This is a genomic window from Sphingomonas sp. (assembly GCF_041661885.1).
GTDB lineage: Bacteria > Pseudomonadota > Alphaproteobacteria > Sphingomonadales > Sphingomonadaceae > Sphingomonas.
This window is the reverse complement of sequence record NZ_JBAZTL010000002.1, coordinates 456,692-481,317: the sequence shown is the minus strand read 5'-3', so window position 1 is coordinate 481,317 and position 24,626 is coordinate 456,692. Positions and strand designations below refer to the sequence as shown.

Sequence of the window (24,626 nt, the reverse complement as noted above, 5' to 3'; positions counted from 1 at the left end):
GCTCAAGACGCGGGAGGGCAGGTGGCCTGCGAGAATGTCATATTTTGATTGTAAAGCAGCTTTTCCGTTTCTGGGCAGCAAAAGGCGTAGATGGTCGCTCATTCAGGAGGCGCGGCAGACCGGTATTCGTCATATCTTAATATCGTATGGCTTATTGTCTCGCACCGCTTCAAGTAGGTCAAATGCCTCTTGGGAATATTTGTGATAGCTGTTCGTGTTCATCTGTTCCGAGCGATGATAAATGTTGTCGGATGCTTTAATGTTCTTCCCAGATGACGCTTCCAGTTTCTCGATTAACTTGTTTGCGACATGCCATGTCGTGCCGCCTAGCTTCTTTGCCAGTTGCGTGGCGGTGTATTTGTAGTGGGCCGAAGCGGCTGAATAGTCGCTGATTGTCGCGATACCGAATAGGCTAGCGAACGCTTCGGAGGATGCGACCTTCTCAGTGAGAACCTGAAAGTTTGCTTCCATTTGCATACGCGGGATATCGTGCCGGACCAGTTCGTAGGAGCGTGCGAGTAGAGACCGGAGGACTCGCGGGTTCACGTTGTTCAGAACGGGGTTGGCGGCGAAAGCATCGAACACCCAAGAGAAGTCGCTCGCCGTAATTAGCTTCACCCGAACCGTCCTATCTTCCTCCGTCTGGATCATCTTGTCGTGAGCGGGATAGGAGGTGTCGGTGAGGTTCGGATCCCACTCCAGAATGTAGACGTTCGGGATGACACCGCCCCGCTCAGGAAGAGCTTCGTCAATGTCGGACAGGATAGCCCGGATGTTGGGATCGCTAGCGCTGTATCCGATAAAAATCAGCGGGTGCTCGTTAAAAAACGTTAGTAGCTTGGCACTTAAGAACTTCTTTTTCTTGGTAAACTGTTCGTAGTCCGAAGCGGTCAAGACGATCTCTGATGGTCGCGTCACGCAGCCGTGTATCTTGAAGACCTCACCGATGGATACCGATTGTCCCTTGATAGCCTGTTGGCCAATAATGGGTGTCAGGTCGGGAAATAGAACCTCCAGCATCTGATCGTAATTTGTCGTTATGATCGCGTGAGGTTTGATCTTTTGGAGCGCTTGGATTTCACCTGCCAAAGGTGACGTCAAAAAAGCTTCGGAATTTGGCGGCGTTAAACTTTTTATGTATTCTGCTACCTTGAATTTGACGTAGTCATTTTTGCCTACCTTAGGATCGTTGAACATTTCCTCGGGAAATTCGTTGTGCCCTGTCGACCAAGCCCACTGTTGGTAAAGGTTAGCGAACTCTTCTCCGATGTGAATAGAGTCTCCCAGGGATTGTTTGTAAAAGCCTATGCCCTTGTCGATCATCGAGCACTTTTCGGCCAGATGCTCCAGAAGCTCGTCCCAACTAGGAGCACCAAAGTACCGCTTAGACAGGCCAGAGCCGATAAAGAGGATGGGCTGAACGCCATATTGCTGGATCGTCTCGCCGATATCCTCAGCGACTTCCTCAACGTATCGGGCGTACCGGCTCGTTGCGTCGGACCCAGCAGAAAGATCTTGCGCCATAAAAATATTCCTCGTTGACCGCACGATAACCAGAAGAACGCACTAAGCAATGAGCCTCAATCTACACCGCTCTCCGCAGGCATTTCATCACGCGATCAAAGTGGCCCACGTAAGCGCCGTTTCTCATATTTGAACGAAGGTCCGGTTGGAGCGGCCTGTCACCGCCAGCCATCGGCACTCCGCCCTGTCCTACACGTCGCATTTATGCGATGCTCTGGTGAAATCCCGCTCTTTCAAACCGTTAACCGCGCTCGTTTTCGGCGAGCCTCCCTCCCACGACCGCTCGCGCAACGGCGGTGTTTGCAAAACGCATTTCGCCTAACCTTAGCCTAACCTTCCGCGCCCCACCCAACCTACGCACCGCGTGCCGACGGCCCCAAATCCACTCGCGCCACGCCCGCCGCATTACCCCCGATCGCCTAACCTTTCTGACTTTACGCCACGCCCCCGCACCCCCCGCCCGTTGCCATTTCGTTCCAACCCGCTATCTCCATCCCATGCTCCCGTATCCCGCCCTCCACGCCAGCCACAGCGGCATCTGGATCGCGGATGAGAGCGGCACGCGGCCGATCGGGCGGGGGGAGGCGATCCGGATTGCCGCCGATACGCCGGTGATCCTGCTCAATGCCGCCTTGGTCGGGCAGCGGCTGGGCTATACCGATCTGTCGGGGCTCGATTTGCTCGAACTGTTCGCCTTTCTGTGCCCGGCGCGCTTCATGGTACCGACGCCGCGCGGGCTTGCGCGGGTGACCGGGCTGACGCCGCCCGCCGCCGATGCCGAAGTCGCCACTTTCCTGCGCGCAGCCGCAGCGGCGTTGCTCGGCATGATCGAGGGCGAGTGGCCCGAACGCGAGGGCGCGTGGACTGCGGCGCAGTCGCTGTTTCGTCTCCGCTGGACCTGGGCACCGGTGCTGACCCAGCGCCTGAAAAAGCCCGAGACGGCCGAGCGCTGGCTGTTCACCAAGCTCGGCGATTGGTCGGAGGGCGCGCCGCGCGCGCAGCCGCGCACGGTCACGCTGGAAGCGGACGAAACGCAGGCGCGGCTCGCCCGCTTGACCGGCAGCACCGCCGAGCAGCGGCCCGGCCAGCGTGCCTATGCACAGGCGGCGCGCGAGGCGTTTGGGCCGCGCATGGCGGCGGGGATGCCCAATATAGTGCTCGCCGAAGCCGGCACCGGCATCGGCAAGACGCTTGGCTATCTCGCGCCGGCTTCGCTCTGGGCGGAGAAGGCCGATGGTGCGGTGTGGGTATCGACCTTCACCAAGGCGCTGCAGCGGCAATTGGGGCATGAAAGCGCGCGGCTGTTCCCCGATGCGGCAACCCGCCGGGCGAAGGTGGTGACGCGCAAGGGCCGCGAGAATTATCTGTGCCTGTTGAACCTCGAGGATGCGCTGCAGGGCGGATTCGCCGGGCGCGCCGCGATCCTGGCGCATCTGGTCGCGCGCTGGGCGGCGTATAGCGCCGATGGCGACATGGTCGGCGGGGATCTGCCCGGCTGGCTGCCGACATTGTTCCGCCGCAACGGCGCGACCGCGCTGACCGATCGGCGCGGCGAATGCGTTTATGCTGGCTGTCCGCATTACCGCAAATGCTTCATCGAAAAGGCCGCGCGCGCGAGTGCCGATGCCGATCTCGTGATCGCCAACCATGCGCTGGTGATGGTCAACGCGGCACGGGGACGCGAATCGACCACGCGCCCGACACGCTATGTGTTCGACGAGGGGCATCATTTGTTCGATGCCGCCGACGCGATGTTCTCGACCGCGCTGACCGGTGCCGAGACGATCGAACTGCGGCGCTGGGTGCTCGGCCCCGAATCGGGCGGGCGCGGGCGGCGACGCGGACTGGCGGCGCGGCTGTCCGATGTGGCGAGTTATGACGAAGGCGGCGCGCGCGCAATCGCCGATGCGGTGAGCGCGGCGCAGGCGCTGGCGAGTGATGGCTGGCTGCAGCGCCTGGGCGAAGGTGCGCCGTTCGGTCCGATCGAGGCGCTGCTCGCGGCGGTGCGCGGGCTGACTTATGCGCGCGCCGAATCGGGGCGCGATCCGGGTGGTGACGCGGGCTATGGTCTGGAAACCGAGCTGGCCGAGCCCGACCCCGGCTTGATCGAGGCGGCGGGCCCGGCGGCGGAAGCGCTGGATGCCTTGGTGCGCCCGCTGGTGGCGCTCGGGCGGCGGCTGGAAGCGGTGCTCGACGAAGCACCCGACTGGATGGACGGTCCCGCGCGCGCGCGCATCGAAGGCGCGGTGGCCTCACTCGGCTGGCGTGCCGAGACGGTGGCGGCGTGGCTGTCGCTGCTCGCGCGAATTGGCGGGCCGGCCTCGCCCGATTTCGTCGACTGGATGGCGGTCGATCGCGTCGAAGGGCGCGATTACGATGTCGGCCTGCACCGCCATTGGCTCGATCCGACGCGGCCCTTTGCCGAAACCGTGCTGAAACCCGCGCATGGCGTGCTCGTCACCTCGGCGACGCTGCGCGGCGGGGGCGACTGGGACGTGGCGGAGGCGCGCACCGGGGCGACGCATCTGCTGCGCGGCGCGAGCCGGTTCGAGGCGGCCTCTCCCTTCGATTATGCGGCGCAGGCCGAGGTGCTGATCGTCACCGATGTGAAGCGCGGCGATATGGGCGCGCTCGCCAATGCCTATGCGCGGCTCGGCGTGGCGAGCGGCGGCGGGATGCTTGGCCTGTTTACCGCGATCCGGCGGCTGCGCGGCGTCCATGCCCGCATTGCCGACCGGCTCGCGCGTGAGGGGCTGCCGCTCTACGCGCAGCATGTCGATCCGATCGATACCGGCACGTTGGTCGATATTTTCCGGGATGATCCGGCGGCCTCCTTGCTCGGCACCGATGCGCTGCGCGATGGCGTCGATGTGCCAGGCCGCTCCTTGCGGCTGGTGGTGATGGAGGGTGTGCCGTGGCCCAAGCCAACCGTGCTGCACGCCGCGCGGCGTCTGGCGGGCGGCGGCAGCGGCTATGACGATCGCATCGTGCGGGCGCGGCTGGCGCAGGCGTTCGGGCGCTTGATTCGCCGCGCCGACGATCACGGCGTGTTCGTTTTGCTCTCCGCTGCAATGCCATCACGCTTGCTGACGGCGTTCCCGCCCGGCGTGACGATTACGCGCGTTACGCTGGATGAAGCGGTGGCGCGCGCGTCGGCGCTTCCCTCGCTGACGCAAACGGGGCATGACGCGCACGAAACCGCCTGACGGAGATCCGCATGACCGCCGGCACCAAGACGCTGACGTTGCTCCGCCACGCCAAATCGGGGTGGGACGATCCCGCGCTCCGCGATTACGACCGCGCGCTCAACGCGCGGGGCAAACGCGCCGCCGCGCTGATGGGCGGTTATTTGCGCAGCGGTGGCGCGGTGTTCGATCATATCATCGCCTCACCCGCGCTTCGTGTGGTGGAGACGCTCGCGCACGTCGAAACGGGGTATGGCCGCACGCTTGCGCCGGAATGGGATCGGCGAATCTACCTCGCTTCGGCGGTCACGCTGCTGGATATCGTCCACGAATTTTCCGAAGACACCGCGCGGGTCCTGCTGGTGGGGCACAATCCCGGCCTTGAGGATCTGGCGATGCTGCTCGCGCCCGAATCGGATGAGCCTGCGCGCGTCGCGCTCGAGGCCAAATACCCGACTGCGACCCTTGCCGAACTTCAGTTCGAGGGGGGCTGGGCGGATCTGGCCGCAGGCGGTGCGCGGTTGGTGCGCTTCGTGCGTCCGCGCGATCTCGACCCGGCGCTGGGGCCTGAGGATTAATCCTTCGCCAACAGACTCTTTAAACCGGCAAGTGCCCCCGCCGGTTTGGCGTCTTCCTCGCTGATGACCCCCGCCGCGCGCAGGGCCGCCGCCGCATTGGGCCCGCGTGGAAACGGATCGAGCGCCAGTGCCATCGTTTCTGCGGCGGCCTCGCCGAGATCGATTGCCGCGCCGTCATAAGGCATCGTGTCGAGCGCATCGAGGTCGAGCTCGATCTCCTCCTCGGCGGCGGCTTCCTGCTCGGTGACGAAGCGCAAGGCGACGTCTTCGCTGACGGTGACGGGCAAGGGCTCCTCGGTCACCGAGCAGGCTTGCACCACCGCTGCGCGCACTTCGCCGCGCGCCACGACGCCCGCCGCATCGCGCTGCACGCGGAAAGTCGCCTCCAGCCGATCGACCGCGAGCAGGCCAAACCGCGCCGCCAGCGCGCTACGCTCGGCGGCATCGGCGGTGATCGAGACGCTGCGGGCACCCTCGCCGATCGTATCGATTCGCTCCAGTCGCGAAAATTTGGGGGCAGTCATGGCAGGTCTCCGGCGATCAACACAGCGGCGGGGGTGGCGGCGAGCGCGTCGCGAAAGGCGATCAGTGCCGCTTGCGAATGGATCAGCGCAGTCGGAGCAGGGTCAATCCCGCGATAAAGATTGCGCAGCAGCGCCGCCGTTAGATCGCCTGCCATCAACCCGTCGCGATACGCGCCCAGCCGCCCGCCAAGCATACTCATCATCTTGCCGATATGCTTGCCGACCCCGATGTCGCCAATGCCGCTTTCGCGCAACTGTCCGTCCATGTCGGTCACGAAGCGCTCGGTCAGGCGCGCGCTGACGGCGGCCGATTCGGCGTCGCCTTCCAACCGCAACAGCACCAGCGCCAGCACCGCCACCACCATATCGAAGCGCCCGTCGAGCGAATCGGGCACGCCGCCCGCTTCATACCAATGCGGCGCACGCGCGCGTTCGATCACGCCATTGTACAGCCGCAACGCGACCGTATCGCGCTCCCCGCCCAGCAATCTGGTAAGCCAGCCCAAAACCTTGTTCCCCATGCGCCCTTGTTTGGCCGCGTTTCCCGGCATATTGAGGCTCCCTGTCCGCGATGCAATGCGTCCTGGACCTTTGCGTGCCTGTGGAGAGTGTCGATGAGCCCCAAGTCCGTCCGCCTGATGACGGCCGCTGCCCTCGCCACCAGTCTGTTCGGGGCCAGCGCCTGCGTTCCGCTGAAGGGGCATCAGGGCTATGTCATCGATTCGGATCTGGTAAATTCGGTCCAAGCGGGGACGGATACGCGCCAGTCGGTGCTCGCCGTGCTTGGCAAGCCGACCTTCACCAGCGAGTTCAACCAGGGCGACTGGTATTACATTTCACGCGAGGTCCGTAATTTTGCCTATAACAATCCGCACGTACACGATCAGGTGACGCTGCGGATCAGCTTCGATTCACGCGGTGTCGTATCGGCGGTGCGGCGGTCGGGGGCGGAGCAAGTCGCCTCGATCAGCCCATCGGGCAAGACCACGCCGACCTTGGGCAAGAAGCGTAGCTTCTTCGACGAACTGTTCGGCAATATCGGCACGGTTGGCGCCATCGGTGGCGGACAGGGCGGCGGCAACAACAATACCGGTGGCGGTCGCGACACGCCATAATGCGAGGCGTTACGGTTTTGATACAACCCTGACAGACTCCTGACAGCGCCGTTCGCGCAGCGTTCAGCCCGACATTGCCACATTCCCCGTCATGGCTCGGCCAATGCCAATCCGGTCGACCAGTAATGGAGGATATGATGCGTAAACTCATTGTCACCGCGCTGCTTGCTGCGACCCTGGTTCCTGTTGCAGCCAGCGCCCAGTCAAACGAAGACCTGCGCCATGATCGGCGGGACATTCGCCGTGAACAGCGCGATTTGAACGCGGCGTATCGCAGCGGCGATCCCCGCGCGATCCATGAAGAACGGCGCGAGTTGCATGACGCCCGCCGCGATTTCCGCGAGGACGTTCGCGACCGCGATCGTGCCTGGGGCCGGGATGACTGGCGCGGCTGGCGCGATCGCAACCCCAATTGGTATGGGCGTGGGCGCTGGGAGGCTCCGTTCCGCTACACCGCGTTCCGTCCTGGCTTGCGCATCGCCGCGCCCTATTATGGCCCGCGCTACATCATTGTCGATCCGTGGCGCTATCACTTGCGTCGTCCGGCTTATGGCCAGCAGTGGATCCGGCATTATGACGACGTGATCCTGGTCGATACGCGGCGTGGTTACGTCGTCGACGTGATCCACGGCTTCTACCGCTAAACCCCGTCGCATCGGTCGCTCCCCTCGGAGCGACCGGTGTCTTCAGCGAATCGTAAATATCACCTGATCGACGACGCGCCCGCCGACATCGGTGAGGCGCAGGCGGTGCGTGCCCGGCCCGGCGATGATCTCGGGCTGCGAATCCGCCGCTCCAATGTCGGTCTTGTCGAGCCACAAGCGATGCGCGGTGACCGCCCCCGACACATCGACCGCGAGGCGTTGCCGGTCGTGCGGAATGTCGGGATCGATCGCATAGACGCTGCCGGAAACGGGGTTGGTGATGCGCGGGCGGCGCGATTCGTCGGGCGCGAAGGCGATGTGGCTTTGCCCGGTGCCGGCCAGGAAATATTCGGTGCGCGGCTGCTCGATCGCGCGCGCGAAAGTGATTGCGCGTGCTTCGACGCCCGCCGGGCGCGGCGGCGGTGCGCCGCGTTCCTCGGCATTGAGCGACAGCATGATGTCGCGCCACACCGGTGCCGCGCCGCTGACGCCCGACACCGCGCGCATCGAATCGCCCTCCAAATTGCCGACCCACACGGCAACCGTGTATTTCTGGGTGAAGCCGATGCACCAATTGTCGCGCAGCGCCTTGCTCGTCCCCGTCTTCACCGCCGCCCAGAAGGGCAGATGCAGCGCCGAATCGAGCCCGAAAGTGACCGCGCGGGCATTGGCGTCGGCCATCATGTCGGCAACGATCCACGCCGCTTGGCGGGTGGTGACCGCGCGGGGGGCGGTGCGGGGCGCATCGAGGGTCAGTCGCAGCGGTGACCAGCGCCCGCCTTGCGCGAGGCTGCGGTAAGCGTCCGCCTGTTCGAGCAAGGTGACTTCGGCCGAGCCCAAGGCGAGCGAATAGCCGTAATACTCGCCATCCTCGACCAGCCCGCGATAGCCCGTATCCCATAGCCGGTCGCGAAACGGCTCGACCCCGACGAGCAGCAAGGTGCGCACTGCGGGCACGTTGAGCGACCCTGCCAGCGCCGAACGCGCCGACACCGGCCCCTTAAAGCCGCGATCGTAATTCTGCGGCACGTACAGGCCCGACGCCGTATCGAGTTGCACCGGCGAATCATCTAGGATCGAGGCGGGCGTCAGATAGCCCTTTTCGATCGCCTGGGCGTAGAGGAACGGTTTCAGCGTCGATCCCGCCTGGCGATAGCTGTTCGCGCCATCGACGGCGGGCGCGGTCGAAGCCCCACCGATGCCGCCGACATAGGCCAACACGTCGCCGCTGGCATTGTCGATCACCACTACTGCGCCGTCGCGCGCGCGCGCGCCGCCAAGGCCCTGCAACTGCCGCTTCAACGCGACGATGGCGAGCGTCTGGATGCGGCGGTCGAGCGTGGTGGTGACCTTGAGCCCGGGCTTGGTCAGCAAACGGTCCGACAGATGCGGCGCGAGCCCCGGATCGAGCGCGAGACTGCGCGCGGGCCCGAGCATCGAGGCCGCTTCCCCGGCAAAGCGCCCACAGTCCTGCTCGTGCGACACGGCGCAGGCGCGGCGTGCGACGGTTCCAGCATCGGCTTGCGGATCGGGCAGCAGCGCCGCCAGCAGCAGCGCATCATCGCGCGCAAGCGCATCGGGGGTCTTGCCGAACAGTCCGAGCGCGGCTGCACCAATGCCCTGCGCCTCGCCGCGAAACCCGGCCAGGTTGAGATAGGCTTCGAGGATCTGCTCCTTGGACCAGCGTGATTCGAGCGCCCAGGCGGCGCGCATCTGGCGGATTTTGTCCCATAGGCGGCGCTGGCCGGGGGCAGCAAGATCGGGCGCAAGGAAACCGGCGACCTGCATCGACAGCGTACTCGCCCCGCGTGCCCGTTCGCCCTTGGCCTTGTCACGCGCGACCCCCGCGAGCGCGAGCCAGTCGACGCCGCTATGTGAGAAGAAGCGGCGGTCCTCGACACCAACGATCGTCGTGCGCGCCACCGGGCCGACATGGTCGAGCGGGGTCCAGGCGAGGCGGCGCGCCTTGAAATCGACGCGCGCGCTGTCGATCAGCACGCCGTTTCGGTCATAGAGCCACGCTTCGGACGGGTGCCATGCGCCGCGGACCTGGGCGTAACCGGGGAGCGGCGGGGGCAGGGTAGCATAATCAAGTGTAATGAAGGCTAGGAGAAGCAGCGTCAGCCCCGCGATGCTCGCGCCTGTACGCGTCTGGAGGACAGCCCAAACCTTTTCGCTTCCCCGGCGCAGGCCGGGGCCCAGTCGCGACAGTTTCTGCAAGAGAGCACCATGCTCAATCATTCAACGGCCCGCGACTGGGCCCCGGCCTGCGCCGGGGAAGGTGAGAAAGGGGGGAGTAAGACGCTTATCGCTGCACGACCGTCATCGTCTCGAGCGGCAGTTGTGCGCGGATCGCGGGCGAATACATCGCCTCGATCCGGCTCGGCGGCAGGTTGAAGCGCCCGGCTCCGTTTAGCCGCAGCATGTACGACGCGCTGAACGCCCCGCGCGGAACCCAGCCATAATAAGCCCGCCAGCTATCGTTCCGCCGCTCGACATAGGCGGGCACAACGCCGACCTGAATGTCCCACAGCTTGCCATTGGCATCGCGCGCCTCGAACTTGGTGCCCGGCCCGGCTTGCGCTTGCCCTGCAAGGATTTGCGATTGCCCGCCCAGATCGCCGATGATCGTCGCGCCCGCCGGGATCGGATCGTTGATCACCACCCAGTTGCGCTCGGCGCTGGCCTTGACCGTGATCGTCACCCTGACCACGTCGCCGCGCGTGAGAACGCCCTTGGTGCGCGCTTGCACAACCTCGACCCGGCGTTGCATCTCATAGCCTGCGAATAGCGGCTTGGTCAGCGGCACCGCTGCCGATACTGAGACCGTCGCCCACGGCCCGGCCCCAACCGATTGCGCGAGTTTCAGCGGGGTCTGCGTTGTCGGCAGCGCAAAGCTTGCGGTGCGCGCGGTGGCGGCGAGCGGCCAGTTCTTGCTGATCGTCTGCGTGCCCAACCCCAATGTGGTCGTGCCGATGATCGCGCTGGCGGGATAGAGCGCGCCGAATTTACGCGCCGCGATCGTGCCCCAGGCATTGGCGGTGGTGGTGTCCCACCGTCCGTGCGACTGGCGCAGCGCCACGCCGACCATCATCTTGGCGGCTTCGTCCTGCCAGCCCGGACGGCCGAGCGTGGCGATCACCGTCTTGATCGACGCTTCGTCGCCCGACGACATCAGCCACCACGGCTGGTTGCTGCTGTCGGACAAGTCGAGCCGCGTGCCTTCATAAACCAGCCGCGTGCGCAACACCGCCTCGGCGGCGCTCTTCAGTGCAGCCCCGTTGGCGAGGCCCTGGAGATGATCGAGCGACACCAGATAATCGGCGAGCAACGCGGTCGGCATTTCCTTTGGCGTCATGCTCAATTGGCCGAGCATCGCCGGGGTCGCGGCCCCGGCGCGGGCGAGCGCGTTGAAGGCATAGACGCGCTGCCAGCGCACATCGCCATAATCCTCATGCCGCAAGCGCCCGTCGAGCACGGCCTTCAGCCCCTCGATCATCTTCGCGCGCGGGCCCGCCGGGATCGGCAATCCTGCGTCGGAGGTCATCGCCAGCACATAAGCGGTCAGCGCTTCGGAGCCGGTCAGGCTGCCCGAAGGCCAATAGCGCAGCAGGCCGTCGTCGGCCTGATAGGCCGGAAGATCGCCCGCCAGCGATTGCCACAGCCCGGCATCGCCGAGCGCGACCGCACGCGACAGACGCTGTTCGAAGCAATCATAGGGATAGCGCGCCATGAATTCGCGCACCCCGGCGAGCGGCGGCGCCAGCGTATCGTCGAGCCGGATATCGACGGTTCCGCGCCCCGCGATCGCGCCCGCAGGCGGCAGAATCGGGATGGTCGTATCGGCACCGATGCGCGCCAGCGTGCCCGCCCACACTTCGACCGGATAGAGCGGCACCACCGCCTGATCGGTGGTGATCTGGTCGACCGCCTTGCCGTTCGACGCCTTGGCGCTGACATGCCAGCGCAAGCGGTCGATAGTGGCGGGCGCAGTGAGATTCCACGCGACCGGCACCGCGCCGCCCGCCGGGATCGTGACCGTCAACGGCTTGCCCTGCGCGATGGCGGGGGTCAGGTCGACCGTTGCCGTCACCGTCATCGGCTTGTCCGATCCGTTGCGCAGCGTGAAGCTCGACGCATAGAAATCGCCGGTACGCACGACCGGGGGAATGCCGGCATAGATCGACAGATCCTGCGCGGTGCGCACGCTGGTCATCCCCGTGCCGTAGAGTTGCGCGCCATCGGTAGCGATCGCGACCAGCTTGAACGACGACAGCGCGTCGCTGAGCGTCACCGGAATGCGGGCATGGCCGTTCTCGTCGAGCGCGACGCGGCCCTTCCACAGAATCACCGGCTGGAAATTCTCGCGGTTGAGCCCCGAAGAATCGCCGCCACCGCCGCCACCGGCCTCGACCGCTTTCTTGCCATAGTGGCGTTTGCCGACGACCTGCGTTTGCGCGGTCGAGGTTAGCACCGACAACGGGCGTTCGCCCATCAGCGCGGTCAGCACGTCCCAGCTATCATTGGGAGCGAGTTGCAGCAGCGCCTCATCGACCGCCGCGAAGGCGACATCGGCGGTGCGCGCGGGCTTGCCATCGGGCGTCTTCACCGCGACATCGACTTGCGCCACGTCGCGCACGGCATAGCGCGCGCGATCGGCCTTGACCGCGACCTGCAACTGATGCGCTTCCCAGCCGACCTTCACCTTGGCGATGCCCAGGCGATAACTCGGCTTGGCGAGATCGACCAAAGCGGTCGGCTCCTGTCCCTCGGGCGGGCTGTTCGCCAGCCCGACCGACTGGGCGATGCCGTGCAGCCATGTCCAAAAGCCGCTTTCGGTGCGGCCACGCACGACCATGACCGAGACGAACACGTCGGGCGCATAGCTGCCCGGCATCTTGACCTCGACCACCGGATCGGTGCCGCTGAGCTCTGTGACGAAGCTCGACAGCACCCCTTCGCGCTCGACCGTGACCAGCGCGGTCGCCTTGCGGAAGGGCATCCGCACCTGGAAGCGTGCAGTGTCGCCCGCTTTATAGGCCTGTTGTTCGGGCACCACGTCCATGCGGTCGCCATTGTCGCCGCCGAACCACCAATCGTCATTGCCCGCCAGCCACACGCTTTGCGTGGCGCGCGCTTCGTTGCCGTTCGCGTCCTTGGTCGTGGCGACGGCATAGACTTCGCCCGAAATGCCCGGCGCGATCTTGCACCTCGCCAGCCCCTGCGCATCGGTCGTCGCGGTGCAGCTTTGCGAGAGCTTGGTCGTCTTCATGCGGTTGTCATAGGCATAGAAGCCGCCGATCAGCCGCCGCCTGGCGGTGAGGATCTGGCGGCTGTAGAGCGCGACCGAAATCGCCTGGTTGGCGATCGGCTTGCCATTCGTGTCGAGCGCGACGAAGCGCAGCCGCAAATCGTCCTGCTTCATCAGCCAGCCATCGGTCTTCACGCCCAGTTGCACCGTGCTCGGGAAGATCGGGATGCGTTTGGATGCGGTCAGCACCTCGCCATTGGCGTCCTGATAATCCATTTCGACCAGCATGTCGGTGACGCCGTCGAGCGTCTGCGGCACGGCGACGGTCTGTTTGCCGGTCCCGTCCCCGCCGAGCGTGGTCGGCAGCGTCTGCGTTGGCGGGAGCGCGGTCTGCTCCTCTTCGCCATCGCCGTTGAGCGGCTTGGTGCCCTCGGTGATCGCCTTGCCGCCGAAGCTGTAGCTTTCATAGCCGTCGGGCTTGGTGTCATGCGCGAAATAGCCGATGCGCATGTCAACCGGCAGGTTCGACGCGCCGCCGCCCGACAGATAGCCGACGAACAGATCGAGCAGCAGATTGGTCGGGCGGACCGCGGCGTCCTTGGGGCCGGTGACGCTCGCGCGCATCGTCGGCAATTTATATTCGTCGACCTTGAACGATTGCGAGGTCTCGATCGTGCGACCATCGACGATCACCGACAGGTCGTAATCGCCCATCGGCGCGCCGGTGGGGGCGGTCCATTCATTCTCGCCAATGCCATTGGCGTCGATCGTCAGCGGCAAATCGAACTGCGTGTCGGACCCGCGATGCTGCAAGCGGAGCGTGCCGGACACTGCCGGGGCCATGCCGAAGCCATCGGCAACCGACGTGCGCAGGATGTGCTTCATGTGGATCGTCTCGCCCTGGCGGACGAGCATCCGGTCGAACACGGTGTGCAGCATTTCGCCGCGCGCCTGATAGCCATAGGGCAAGTCGAAATCATACGGGCGGATGCCTTCGCCCCAGGCCGTCAGCGTGAAGCTGAAATCGTCGGCGGCGCGGGCTGAGACCATTAGCGGGTGGCTGCTGGTGTCTTCGCAACTGCCCCAGGTTTCGGGCTCGGGCAGGCCCGGCGGGGCATAGACGCCGCCGCTCTTGTCGGTCACCCCGCGCGCGAGCACTTCGCCGGTGCAGCTATCGCTCACGCGCACTTCGGCCCCGGCGACGGGCTGGCCGGTGTCGAGCGCGGTCACCCAGGCGAGGCTTTTCGCGCGGCCCCATTTGAAGTGGACGCTCATATTGGTGACGAGCGCGGCGGCGGCGACGTAGCGCGGGGCCTTGCGCCCGAGCAGCGCCTGGCCGAGCACGGGGCTGGCCAGTTCGACGACATAGAAACCGGGCTTGCCGCCGCCGAGCGGCATTCCGACGACTTCGAAATCCTTGCCCTTGCCGGGCAGGCCGATCTTCAGTGACGCGCCCTGCTTGCCGAGGATCGAGGTCGCGCCGGTGTCGTTGATGCGGACCTTGTCCTTGCCGCGTGTTTCCTCATGGCTGGCGGTGTCATCGGCATGGGAAACGGTGCGCAGCCATTCGGCGATCTTGCCGTCGGACCCGTCGATGCGCAGCGCCTGCCCGGCGATGCTGAGGTTGGTGCCCTGAAGGGCTGGTTCGACATTGCGCACCGTCACCGGCAGCACACCGCCTTGCTTCGATTCCAAGATGCCAAAGGGCGCCGCGAATTTCACCAGCGGCGGCGCGGCATCGAAGCGCACGTCCAGCGGGAAGCGCTCGGCATTGGCGAGCGCGCGACCGCTTTCGTCCTTCACGCCCGCTGGCAACAACAGCTTGGCGGCTTGCGATTCGGGCAACGGGCTTTTGAAACCGACCGACGAGACGGTCGCCTTGCTCTTGGCATCGCCATGTTCGGTGTCTTCGGAGGCATCATCGAACAGCGTCGGGGTCAGCAATTTGCCGTCGGCGGTCTGGATGCGGATTTGTTTGGCGAGATCGGTCGCGACGGGCGCGGAGAAGCGCACCCACGCTTTCTCGACCGGATTGCACCCGGCTTGCGCGTTGACACGACCGCATTCGAAGCGCGCGGTAAAGGGTTTGCGCACGGTGTAATCGAAGCGCTGGTCGGCACCTGCGGTCTTGCCGCTGGCCCCGGCGATATTCGCACCCCATACCAACGCCATGTCGGTGCCCGGCGGCAGCGGACGGCGGCACTTCAGTGCGGTCACCCCGGCATAAGCCTTGGCGCGATCGGCAGCGGCGGGGATCGCGGCGGGGAGCCCGGCGCTTTCCAGGAAGTTGCGCACGGTCCAATTCTCGGTGCCCATTTCGCCGAGCAATTTTCCGGGCACATCGGGTGCGAGCACTTCGACCGGAATCTTCTCGCCAATGCCCTTGACCGCGCAATAGGCGTTGGCCGCGACCGAGGCGGGCGTGGCGGGCAAATTGGCGGCGACGAGGAAAACCTGATCTTCCTCAATCTCACTATCGTATTGGCTGGGCAGGACAGCGCGCGCGACCGGGCCGCCGGCGTCGACCGAAAATTCCTGTTGCCCCGTGACGGCATAACCCGACACGCTCTTCAGGCCCGAGCGCAGTTTGAACTTGCAGACGGTGCCGCCGGGCAGGCCGTTTGCAAAATCATAGACGAAGGTCTGCGGATCAACCCACCGCCCCTGACCGCCGACCGCGCAGCTAACGTCGAAGGGCGAGGCCGCGCGTGGGTCGCCGAGGGGCACGATCGGCTGGCTGAAGCGCGCGGTGAAGCGTTCGATCGCACCGTCACCAATGCCGGGCGTCGCCAGAATGACCTGCGGGCTCGAATCGCCAAAAGCAGTGACCGGGGCAAGCGCCAAAGCGAGCAATGCGACTCGGAACGCGCGTTTCATCAAATCCTCCCCAAGACCCAGGGGCGGGGTATAATGCGATAAGGCGTGCTCGTACATCGATGAATGGTGACGATGCTGTGACAGCTTGATCGAAGGAACGGGCTGTTGGACAAAAGCGACCATTCGACTCGGGGGGCACCGGTCGAGGGGGAGGAACGCTCTTGGCGGGAGAGTGGGTCATCGCCGCGCTGGACGCGGTCGCGCGTGAGACCATGTTGTTCGCCGCGATCGGCTTTCTGGTCGGGGGCGTCGATGACATCGCGGTCGACTTCGCCTGGTTGTGGACGCGGTTGTGGCGGCGATCCGATCGCTTGCCCGACACGCTGGAGGGCTACGCCCTGCAAGAGCCCCGCCGGATGGCCGTGTTCGTTGCCGCATGGGATGAGGCAAGCGTCATCGGTGCGATGTTGCGGGCCAGCCTCGCGCGCTTCGATCATCCCGATTACCGAATCTACGTTGGCACGTACCCCAACGATCTTGCGACCATCGCCGCCGTCGCTGCCGTGGCGGCGGACGATGCCCGTGTGCGGTTGGTGATCGGGCCGAATGATGGGCCCACGACCAAGGCCGACTGCTTGAATGCGCTGTGGGCGGCGCTGCTGCGCGACGAGCGAAGCGAGCAGATTCGCGTGGCGGCAGTCGAACTGCACGATGCCGAGGATATGGTTCATCCAGCCGAACTGCGCGTGATCGATGCCCTGATCGGGCGATACGCCGCAGTGCAGTTGCCGGTATTGCCACTGGTGGATGGCAAAGCGCGGCTGGTTTCGGGCCATTATGCCGATGAATTTGCAGAGGCGCATGGGAAGAATCTCGTGGTGCGCCAGGCGCTCGGCGCGGGGTTGCCGCTTGCCGGGGTCGGCTGCGCGATCGAGCGCGGGATGCTCGAGAGGATTGCTGCGGCGCGCGGTGGCGTACCGTTCGATGCCGATAGCTTGACCGAGGATTATGAGCTTGGCCTGCACATTGCCGGGCTGGGCGGGCGCGGTGCGTTCGCGCGGGTGCGCGAGCGGCGGGGCGGACCATTGGTCGCGGTGCGCGCCTATTTCCCCGCCACGCTTGAAACTGCGGTCCGGCAGAAATCGCGCTGGATGACGGGCATCGCGCTGGCGGGGTGGGATCGGATGGGGTGGGCGCGCCCGCTCGATCTGCACGAACATTGGATGCGGATGCGTGATCGCCGCGCGCCGATCTCGGTCCTCATCTTGGCGATCGCCTATGTCGCGCTGGTGGCGTGGGGCGCGTCGCTGCTGGGCCATGCGTTGCTGGATGGCGGCGGGCTGCGTCTGTCCGATCCGATGGCGGGGCTGTTGCGCGTCAACGCGGCCTTGCTGCTGTGGCGGCTTGCCTCGCGGGCGGCGTTTACCGGCGCGGATTATGGCTGGCGCGAGGCGGCCTGGTCGTTGCCGCGCGCTTTTGTCGGCAATCTCATCGCTTTGCTCGCCGCACGGCGCGCGATGGTCGCTTATGTCGCGTCGCTGCGCGGGACGGCGCTGCGGTGGGACAAAACCCAGCACACCTTTCCCGACCTGGCGCAGCTCGATCAATGAAAACCGGGCGGGGGCGCCCTTTGCGGTTCCTCGCCTTGTTCCTGATCGCGTGGGTCGGCGCGCGGGTGGCGCTGCTGTGGCCGCAGTTCGAGTCCGCAGCGGACGTGCTTCGCGCCGTTGTCCCGGGCGTGGTGACGGCGATGGTGCGCGAAGTACCAGCCGTGGCCACCAGACCGGGGGTGGGGAAAGAGGAGCCGCACCGGAATGGCACAACGGTGGCCGCCCCGCGCTGGCCGTCGCCGCGCAAGCCCGATCCAACCCGGATCGCGCTCGCGCTGCTTGGGCTCGTTCGCTACGGCGACGCGCAGCCGGTGGTGCAGGCGGCTCCCGCGCAAGCGACCCCCTTATTGCCAGGCCTTCCACATCCCGCCGGCGCAGACATGCCCGCAGGGCGACCTCCGCCGTCGCGTTGGTCTGGGAGTGCATGGCTGTTCGCCCGCGCTGGTTCCGGGCTCGCGCCAGGGGGCCTTGGCGGGCAGCTCGGCGGATCGCAGGCGGGGGTGCGGATTGCTTATACCGTCGATCGCAAGCATCGCCTTGCGCTGGCTGGACGCGTGTCTTCGCCGCTGGGGCCGGGCCTGCGCGAGGCGGCGTTCGGGGTTGAATGGCAACCGACTCGCCTGCCGCTGCGATTGGTCGCCGAACAGCGTTTCGCGATCTCGGGCGGGCGCGGCGGATCGGGACTGGCGCTCGTTGGCGGGGTTGGGCCAACGCGACTGCCGCTTGGCTTCCGGCTCGACGCTTATGGTCAGGCGGGCGTGATTCGCCGCACGACGACCGAGGCCTATGGCGATGGGGCGGTACGGATCGCACATCCCTTTGCGGCAATCGGCGGCGTTCGGGTCGATCTTGGGGCCGGGGTGTGGGGCGCTGCGCAACGCGGCGCGGCGCGGCTCGATCTGGGGCCGTCGCTGGCGCTCACCGTCCCCATTGGTCAACGCTCGGTGCGGCTCGGCTTCGATTGGCGCGCGCGTGTTGCCGGGGATGCGCGGCCCGGATCAGGGCCGGCGCTGACGCTCGGTGCGGATTTCTGACACGGCGTGCTTTGCGCAAGCGGCGCGAACGGTTAACGCTGTCGCGCAATGGACATCTACCTGCCCATCGCCAATCTTTCGGTCAACGCGCTCGTCATCGTGCTGTTGGGGGGCGGCGTTGGGCTGTTGTCGGGCATGTTCGGTGTCGGCGGCGGTTTCCTGACCACGCCCTTGCTGATCGTTTACGGTATTCCGCCAACCGTCGCCGCCGCCTCCGCTGCAAGCCAGGTGACCGGGGCCAGCGTTTCCGGCGTCTTCGCGCATGTCCGGCGCAAGGGCGTCGATTTCAAAATGGGCGGGGTGCTGGTTGCGGGCGGACTGGTCGGTTCGGTGTTCGGCGGCTGGGTGTTCCGGTTGCTGCAGGCGAGCGGGCAGATCGATACCGTCATCGCGATCGTGTATGTCGTGCTGCTCGGTTCGATCGGCAGCATGATGGCCAGGGAAGCGCTGGGCGCGATCCGCGCCGCGCGCGCGGGCGAGGCGCCGCGCGCGCGCAAGCGGCGCCACCATCCGCTGGTCGCAGCGCTGCCCTTGCGCACGCGCTTCTATCGCTCGGGGCTGTATATTTCGCCGCTGGCGCCGCTGCTGCTGGGGTTCGGCGTCGGCATCCTGACGATCCTGCTCGGCGTCGGTGGCGGATTCATCCTGGTGCCGGCCATGCTCTATCTGCTGGGCATGACGACGCAGGTGGTGGTCGGCACCTCGCTGTTCCAGACGCTGTTCGTGACCGCGATGGCGACGATGGTCCATGCGACGACGACCAAGGCGGTCGATATTGTGCTGGCGGCGCTGCTGCTGTTCGGCTCGGTCGCGGGCGCGCAGGTGGGCGCGCGCTTTGCCGCCAGGGTGAAGCCCGAATATCTGCGCCTCGCTTTGGCGGTGATCGTGTTGCTCGTCGCCGGGCGAATCGCGCTGGGGCTGGGCTGGCGGCCCGACGAAATCTATTCGGTCGATCTGTCGTGAAGCGGGGCTGGATCGCGGTCCTGCTGGCACCGTTGCTGATGGCGCAATCCAAGCCGGTGCTGGTGCCCGACGTGTCGCAGCGCGATATCGAAATCCAGTACAGCTTTACCGGTGCAGATTTGCTGCTGTTCGGCGCGATCCTCTATCCCGGCGGGCGCCTGCCCGATGACGACAAGCCGACCGACATCGTGGTGGTGGTGAAGGGGCCGGTGCAATCGATCCTGATCCGCGAAAAGCAGAAGTTGGGCGGGCTGATCTGGGTTAACGCCAATCGGCTGCGCTATCGCTCGGCGCCCAGTTTCTATGCAATCGCTTCGTCCAAGCCGATTGCGCGGATGCTCGATGCGCGCACGCGCGCGATTTACGAACTGGGCCTGTCGAGCCTGCAACTGTCCCCCGCTTCCAGCGCGCCGCTGCAGGATCAGGATCGTTTCGCGCGCGGGCTGGTCGAGCTGAGGCGGCGCAACGGCCTGTATGTCGAGGCCCCGGGCGCGGTCGAGATTAGCGAAGGCGTGCTGTACCGCGCGCGTGTGACGATTCCGGCACGGGTGCCGGTCGGTCGATTTACCGCCGAAACCTTCCTGATCCGCGACGGTCGCGTGTTGGCGGTGGCGACGCGCGAAATCGACATTCGCAAATCGGGCTTCGAGCGCTTCGTCGCACGCTCGGCCGAGCGGCAATCGGTGCTGTACGGGCTGGTCGCGGTGGCGCTGTCGGTGTTGTTCGGCTGGGGCGCCGGGGTGGTTGCGCGGCGTTTTTGAGAGAGGCGGGGCGATGCTGTTCGCGCCGCTGGTAAAAGAGATTTTACGAAAACAACGGCTTGGAGGGCAGGCGCGGCGTTTTGCCGTCCATCAACTGTTCCGCAACCACCGACCAGTTCGCAATGCCCCAATCGAGCGGGACTTGTTCGCTCAGCACCTCATTGTCGGAGGCGCTGTCTTCGATGAAGACATCGTGGAGCGGCAATGGTGTCCGGGTGCGCGCGCAATAGAACACCCGCACCTTGGCGCGCGACGCACGTCGACCATTGAGTAATGTGACCGCAAGCCGATCCGAAGGCAGCCGCACGAGCAAGCCCGGCGGATAGACCCCAATAACCTCCATGAAGGCAAGCAGAAGGTCGGGATCAAAATGGCCGACCCAACGGTGCATTTTGGTGATGGCCTGTTGCGACGTCCACGCGCTTTTATAGGCGCGGTTGGAGGTCAGGGCATCGTAAACGTCGCAAATGGCCGCCATGCGGGCCACGCGACTGATTCCCTCCCCCTTCAATCGGAACGGATAGCCCGTGCCATCGACGCGCTCATGGTGGTGACGGCAGATGTCCAGCACTACGTCCGGGGTTGTCGGGTCTTGGCGGAGCAGGTGATAGCCTCGCTCCGGGTGCGTTCGCACCACGGCAAACTCTTCATCGGTCAGCGATACGGGCTTTTGCAGAACGGTATCGGGGATGAAGATCTTCCCAATGTCATGGAGAAGACCTGCAAGCCCGAGCTCATAAACCTCCATCTCGTTCATGCCGAGGCTGCGCCCAAAACTGGTGAGGAGCGCGCTGACCGAAAGCGAGTGAACATAGGTATAGACATCGCGCGACTTGAGGCGGGTAATGGCAATCAACGCACGAGGATTACGTTTAATCGACGATATTACCTCGACCACCGTCGATGAAAAGGCCGAAATATTGACGACCTCCCCACCATGCACTGCGTCGAAGAGGTTTTTTATCTCGTCGGTTGCCGCGCGGACCATTTGGGTCGCGCGCTCTGCCTCTTCGGCAAAACTGTTGGCCTGTTGCTGCGCCGAAGCCGATCTTGGTGAAGATGCCGGGTCGGAAAGCGTTGGAACGGTTGGGGCCCCCTGACAGGGATTCCCCGCTTTCAAAGGCAGGCCCCGCCGCTCGTCGATCACCACCGACGAAACGGCGCTTTCGCGAATACGGTCGAGATCGGTGGTATTTTTGACCAGGAAGCGCGTGCGCCAGAAGGGGTTGTCCAGCCACGACTCATCGAAGGCATGAATGAACATGCCAATTTTGACCTGACCGGGCGCAATTCGTCTGAGCATCACTCTCCAACAACACGGGTGATGCAGCCGAATCGGTTAAGATACCGTTCTCTGGGGAAGCGGCGTGAGCAGGGTGCGGGCACCCGTCGGCATCCTTACCCGATCTTTACCGGTCGTCCGGCATGAAAGCCGCACGAAGCAAGCAAGGGCTGCCGATGACCGAGATGCCGGGCGGTAACGCCTTTGTCCAAGCCGCGCCGCTGGCGGCGATGCCGTGCATCGGCATGGTGTTCGATATTGCCGGATCCAGCAGCCTGGTCATGCTCGATCCCGTCGCGCTCGAAGCGACGATGGGGCATGGCGATCCGGTGATCGCCGCTGCCGGATCGGTTGGTAGCCAAATCAAGGTGCGCGTCGGCGGTTCATGGCTGATCGCCAATGTCCGGTCCTTGAAACTCATTGACGGGCAGGAAGACCGCATCGCCGCGCAGGTCGATTTCCTGGGCGAGGGTGACGAGGAAAAGCTGACCGGAAAGCTGTATAATTTCCGCCGCGGCGTCACCCGCTATCCGACTCCCGGCTATCCGGTCTATCCGGTTTCGACCGCCGATCTGACGCAGATTTATGCGGCAGACGAGCGCGTGAATATCGAAATTGGCACCGTATATCCGACGCGCGACATTCGCGCCGCGCTCTATGTCGATGCGTTGCTTGGCAGGCATTTCGCGCTGCTGGGCTCGACCGGCACGGGCAAGTCGACCGCTGTCGCGTTGATCCTCCACCGCATTTGCGAATTGGCACCGCAGGGGCATATCGTGATGGTCGATCCGCATGGCGAATATGCCGCCGCCTTCAAGGGCAATGGCGCGATTTACGACGTGTCCAATCTGCAAATGCCCTATTGGCTGATGAATTTTGAAGAACATTGCGAGGTGTTCGTCACCGCATCGGGTGCGGAGCGGCAGATTGACGCCGACATCCTCGCCAAATGTCTGCTCGGCGCGCGCGCGAAGGGGCGGTTGGGGCAGGAAATCAGCAAGCTGACGGTCGATGCCCCGGTGCCGTATCTGCTGAGCGACCTGTCCAACCTGATTCAGCTCGAAATGGGCAAGCTCGACCGGGCGGGCGACACCGCGCCCTATTTGCGGCTGAAGACCAAGATCGACGAGATCAAGACCGATCCGCGCTATGGCTTCATGTTTTCGGGCATGTTGGTCGCCGATACGATGGGCGCGTTCCTGGAGCGGATCTTCCGCTTGCCCGGCGACGGCAAGCCGATTTCGATCATCGATGTGTCGGGTGTGCCGAGCGAAATCACCTCGGTGGTGGTGGCGGTGCTGGCGCGGATGGTGTTCGACTTTGCGATCTGGTCGCGCGGGGAGCCGCAGCGGCCGATCCTGCTCGTCTGCGAAGAGGCGCATCGCTACATTCCGAGCGGGCAACATGCCGATTTTTCGAGCGTCGGGCGCATTCTCAGCCGCATCGCCAAGGAAGGCCGCAAATATGGCGTGGCGCTGGGGTTGATTACCCAGCGGCCATCGGATCTGGCGGAGGGTGTGCTGTCGCAATGCGGCACCATCATTGCAATGCGGCTTAACAACGATCGCGACCAGGCCTTTGTCCGCGCGGCGATGCCCGAGGGCGCGCGCGGGTTCCTCGATTCGATCCCCGCCTTGCGCAATCGCGAGGCGATCGTGTGTGGGGAGGGCGTTGCGATTCCGATCCGCGTCGCCTTCGATACGCTGGCCGAGGACAAGCGCCCCGCATCGGACGACCCCGTTTTCTCGCGGCTGTGGCGGGAAACCGGCGGAGAGGGCGAGATTATTGCGCGGACGCTCAAACGCTGGCGCGCGCAGGGGCGGTAACGCGGGGCTTACGCCCCCGGTCGCACCGCCAGCAGGTTCGCCACCTTCGCCTTGAACTGGCGCAATTGTTCGCCTGACAGGGTGGCAATGCTGGAGAAGGAGAAGCCGCGCGGGTTGACCGCGACGCCATTGCGGATGACCTCCCAATGGAGGTGGGGTCCGGTCGACAGTCCGCTATTGCCCGAATAGCCGATGATTTCGCCGCGCGCGACATGCTGGCCCGAGCGTGTCGCGAACCGGCTGAGATGGCCGTAGCACGTGACGATGTTGCCGCCATGCGCCATCTTGATGAAATTGCCATAGCCGCCGCTGCGCCCGGCATAGACGATCGTGCCGTCGGCGGGGGCATGGATCGGTGTGCCCCACGGCGTGCCGATATCGATGCCCTTGTGCATCCGCGTGAAGCCGAGCAGCGGGTGGAAACGCATTCCGAAGCTCGACGTGACCCGCGCCATCGACACCGGCATGGTGAACATGCCTTGCCGCTCGGCCTGGCCCGAGGCTTCATACCAGGTGCCGTCGGTCCATTTGACCAACTGCGTCTTCTTGTCGCCATGATCGAGCCCGGCGAACAGCAGATTGCCGAGCTGCTGCTCGCCGGTGGCGGCGCGCTGGCGCTCGATCACCAGATCATAGGTGTCGCCCGAGGAAACCCGCCCGATCGCGAATTTGGTGGCGATTGCCTTGATATAGGTTTCGACCAGCTTGACGGGCACACCGGCGGCGCGCGCCGACCGGTACAGGCTGCCCCCGACCGGCCCCTGAATGCGCAGCGGCGTATTGTCGATTGCGATCGCCTGGCGGGTGAGCGTCAGGCCGGTGCCGGCACGCTTCAACGTCAGTGCGAGATCAAAGCGCGCCCGTACCGACAGCGCTTCGAGCGGGCGCGCCACGGTCTTGTTCGGGCGCCGACCCAGCGTGATCGGGATTTGCGTGCCGGGTTTCAAATCCCCCAGCGGCACGGCGGACGAAATCAGCGCGGTCGCATCCTGCGCATCGTGCTCGGAAAGGCCGGCGCGTTGCAGCATGTCGCCAAAGCCGCCGCCGCGCCCGACGGTGACGGTGCGATCCTCGATCGGGCGTTCGGGCGCTTCGGCCAGCGGGACGACAAGGTCGTTTGCTGCCATATGCCGCCCGCTGTCGCCACCCCAGGCGATCGGTGCGATCGCTTGCGCGCGCGCTTCGTCACGGTCGGTGCCGGTCAGCGGGCTGGGCATGGTGCCGAGCAAGGGGCGACCGATTGGTGGGGCGATTGCGATGGCGGTTGCGCACAGGGCGGCGCAGGTCGCGGCTCCACGCCACCACTCGAGTGAACCGATTCGCGATCCGAGATCGGGCACCCAGTCGATTTGCAGTGCGGCGGTGCGCAGTCGATCAACCAAACCCAGTTCGGGCTGTGGTACGATCGCGCGACCGAACGCCATCGTCGCCGTGCCGCCCGCCTGCTCCAGGCCATGATCGCTTCGCAAGAACAAGGCTGAGGGTGTCCCCGAAAATCCCAACTGCTGCCGG

General features: G+C 65.2%; 16 protein-coding genes. 9 read left to right on the top strand and 7 right to left on the bottom strand.

Going from position 1 to position 24,626, the window contains the following annotated elements; genetic code table 11:
* Positions 1-129: 129 nt before the first annotated feature.
* Complete coding sequence (locus WC704_RS06315; RefSeq protein ID WP_372889051.1) at positions 130-1,524, bottom strand: SIR2 family protein; 1,395 nt, start codon at positions 1,522-1,524, stop codon at positions 130-132.
* A gap of 497 nt (positions 1,525-2,021) precedes the next feature.
* On the opposite strand from WC704_RS06315, the gene WC704_RS06310 reads away from it, so the two are divergent.
* Both WC704_RS06310 and WC704_RS06305 read left to right on the top strand, forming a co-directional pair.
* Positions 2,022-4,730 (top strand): helicase C-terminal domain-containing protein, encoded by a 2,709-nt coding sequence (locus WC704_RS06310; RefSeq protein WP_372889050.1) that lies wholly within the window; start codon positions 2,022-2,024, stop codon positions 4,728-4,730.
* Between the two features lie 11 nt (positions 4,731-4,741).
* Positions 4,742-5,287 carry a histidine phosphatase family protein gene (locus tag WC704_RS06305; protein ID WP_372889049.1) on the top strand — a complete coding sequence of 182 codons (546 nt, stop codon included), beginning with the start codon at positions 4,742-4,744 and terminating at the stop codon, positions 5,285-5,287.
* Here the strand turns inward: WC704_RS06305 and WC704_RS06300 are convergent.
* On the bottom strand, positions 5,284-5,811 hold the full coding sequence (locus tag WC704_RS06300) for a DUF177 domain-containing protein (protein WP_372889048.1): 528 nt from the start codon (positions 5,809-5,811) through the stop codon (positions 5,284-5,286). The two genes, WC704_RS06305 and WC704_RS06300, sit on opposite strands and share 4 nt — an antisense overlap.
* Positions 5,808-6,332 (bottom strand): ubiquinol-cytochrome C chaperone family protein, encoded by a 525-nt coding sequence (locus WC704_RS06295; RefSeq protein ID WP_372889115.1) that lies wholly within the window; start codon positions 6,330-6,332, stop codon positions 5,808-5,810. The genes WC704_RS06300 and WC704_RS06295 overlap by 4 nt, the downstream gene beginning before the upstream one ends.
* A gap of 93 nt (positions 6,333-6,425) precedes the next feature.
* On the opposite strand from WC704_RS06295, the gene WC704_RS06290 reads away from it, so the two are divergent.
* Positions 6,426-6,926, top strand: a complete 501-nt coding sequence (locus WC704_RS06290) for an outer membrane protein assembly factor BamE (protein WP_372889047.1) — start codon at positions 6,426-6,428, stop codon at positions 6,924-6,926.
* A 137-nt stretch (positions 6,927-7,063) separates the two neighbouring features.
* Positions 7,064-7,570 carry an RcnB family protein gene (locus WC704_RS06285; RefSeq protein WP_372889046.1) on the top strand — a complete coding sequence of 169 codons (507 nt, stop codon included), beginning with the start codon at positions 7,064-7,066 and terminating at the stop codon, positions 7,568-7,570.
* Between the two features lie 42 nt (positions 7,571-7,612).
* Here the strand turns inward: WC704_RS06285 and pbpC are convergent, their stop codons facing one another.
* Both pbpC and WC704_RS06275 read right to left on the bottom strand, forming a co-directional pair.
* Positions 7,613-9,811: a penicillin-binding protein 1C gene (gene pbpC / locus WC704_RS06280; protein WP_372889045.1), complete on the bottom strand. Its 2,199-nt coding sequence runs from the start codon at positions 9,809-9,811 to the stop codon at positions 7,613-7,615.
* A gap of 64 nt (positions 9,812-9,875) precedes the next feature.
* The gene (locus tag WC704_RS06275) at positions 9,876-15,698 is read right to left on the bottom strand and encodes an alpha-2-macroglobulin (protein ID WP_372889044.1); all 5,823 of its coding nucleotides are present in this window, start codon (positions 15,696-15,698) and stop codon (positions 9,876-9,878) included.
* Between the two features lie 161 nt (positions 15,699-15,859).
* Here WC704_RS06275 and WC704_RS06270 point away from each other — a divergent pair, with 161 nt between their 5' ends.
* The 4 genes from WC704_RS06270 to WC704_RS06255 are packed head-to-tail and all read left to right on the top strand — an operon-like array spanning position 15,860 to position 20,006.
* A complete protein-coding gene (locus tag WC704_RS06270) occupies positions 15,860-17,248 on the top strand; it encodes a glycosyl transferase family protein (RefSeq protein ID WP_372889043.1) in 1,389 nt (462 codons plus the stop codon).
* 20 nt (positions 17,249-17,268) lie between these two features.
* Positions 17,269-18,282 (top strand): hypothetical protein, encoded by a 1,014-nt coding sequence (locus WC704_RS06265; protein WP_372889042.1) that lies wholly within the window; start codon positions 17,269-17,271, stop codon positions 18,280-18,282.
* Between the two features lie 48 nt (positions 18,283-18,330).
* Positions 18,331-19,245: a sulfite exporter TauE/SafE family protein gene (locus WC704_RS06260; protein ID WP_372889041.1), complete on the top strand. Its 915-nt coding sequence runs from the start codon at positions 18,331-18,333 to the stop codon at positions 19,243-19,245.
* Positions 19,246-19,283: 38 nt separating this feature from the next.
* Positions 19,284-20,006 (top strand): TIGR02186 family protein, encoded by a 723-nt coding sequence (locus WC704_RS06255; protein ID WP_372889114.1) that lies wholly within the window; start codon positions 19,284-19,286, stop codon positions 20,004-20,006.
* A 43-nt stretch (positions 20,007-20,049) separates the two neighbouring features.
* Here WC704_RS06255 and WC704_RS06250 read toward each other — a convergent pair whose 3' ends face one another.
* Positions 20,050-21,309 (bottom strand): HD-GYP domain-containing protein, encoded by a 1,260-nt coding sequence (locus WC704_RS06250; RefSeq protein WP_372889040.1) that lies wholly within the window; start codon positions 21,307-21,309, stop codon positions 20,050-20,052.
* Between the two features lie 155 nt (positions 21,310-21,464).
* Here WC704_RS06250 and WC704_RS06245 point away from each other — a divergent pair, with 155 nt between their 5' ends.
* The gene (locus WC704_RS06245; RefSeq protein ID WP_372889039.1) at positions 21,465-23,114 is read left to right on the top strand and encodes an ATP-binding protein; all 1,650 of its coding nucleotides are present in this window, start codon (positions 21,465-21,467) and stop codon (positions 23,112-23,114) included.
* Positions 23,115-23,122: 8 nt separating this feature from the next.
* On the opposite strand, the gene WC704_RS06240 is transcribed toward WC704_RS06245, so the two are convergent.
* Positions 23,123-24,589 carry a peptidoglycan DD-metalloendopeptidase family protein gene (locus WC704_RS06240; RefSeq protein ID WP_372889038.1) on the bottom strand — a complete coding sequence of 489 codons (1,467 nt, stop codon included), beginning with the start codon at positions 24,587-24,589 and terminating at the stop codon, positions 23,123-23,125.
* Between the last annotated feature and the right edge of the window lie 37 nt (positions 24,590-24,626).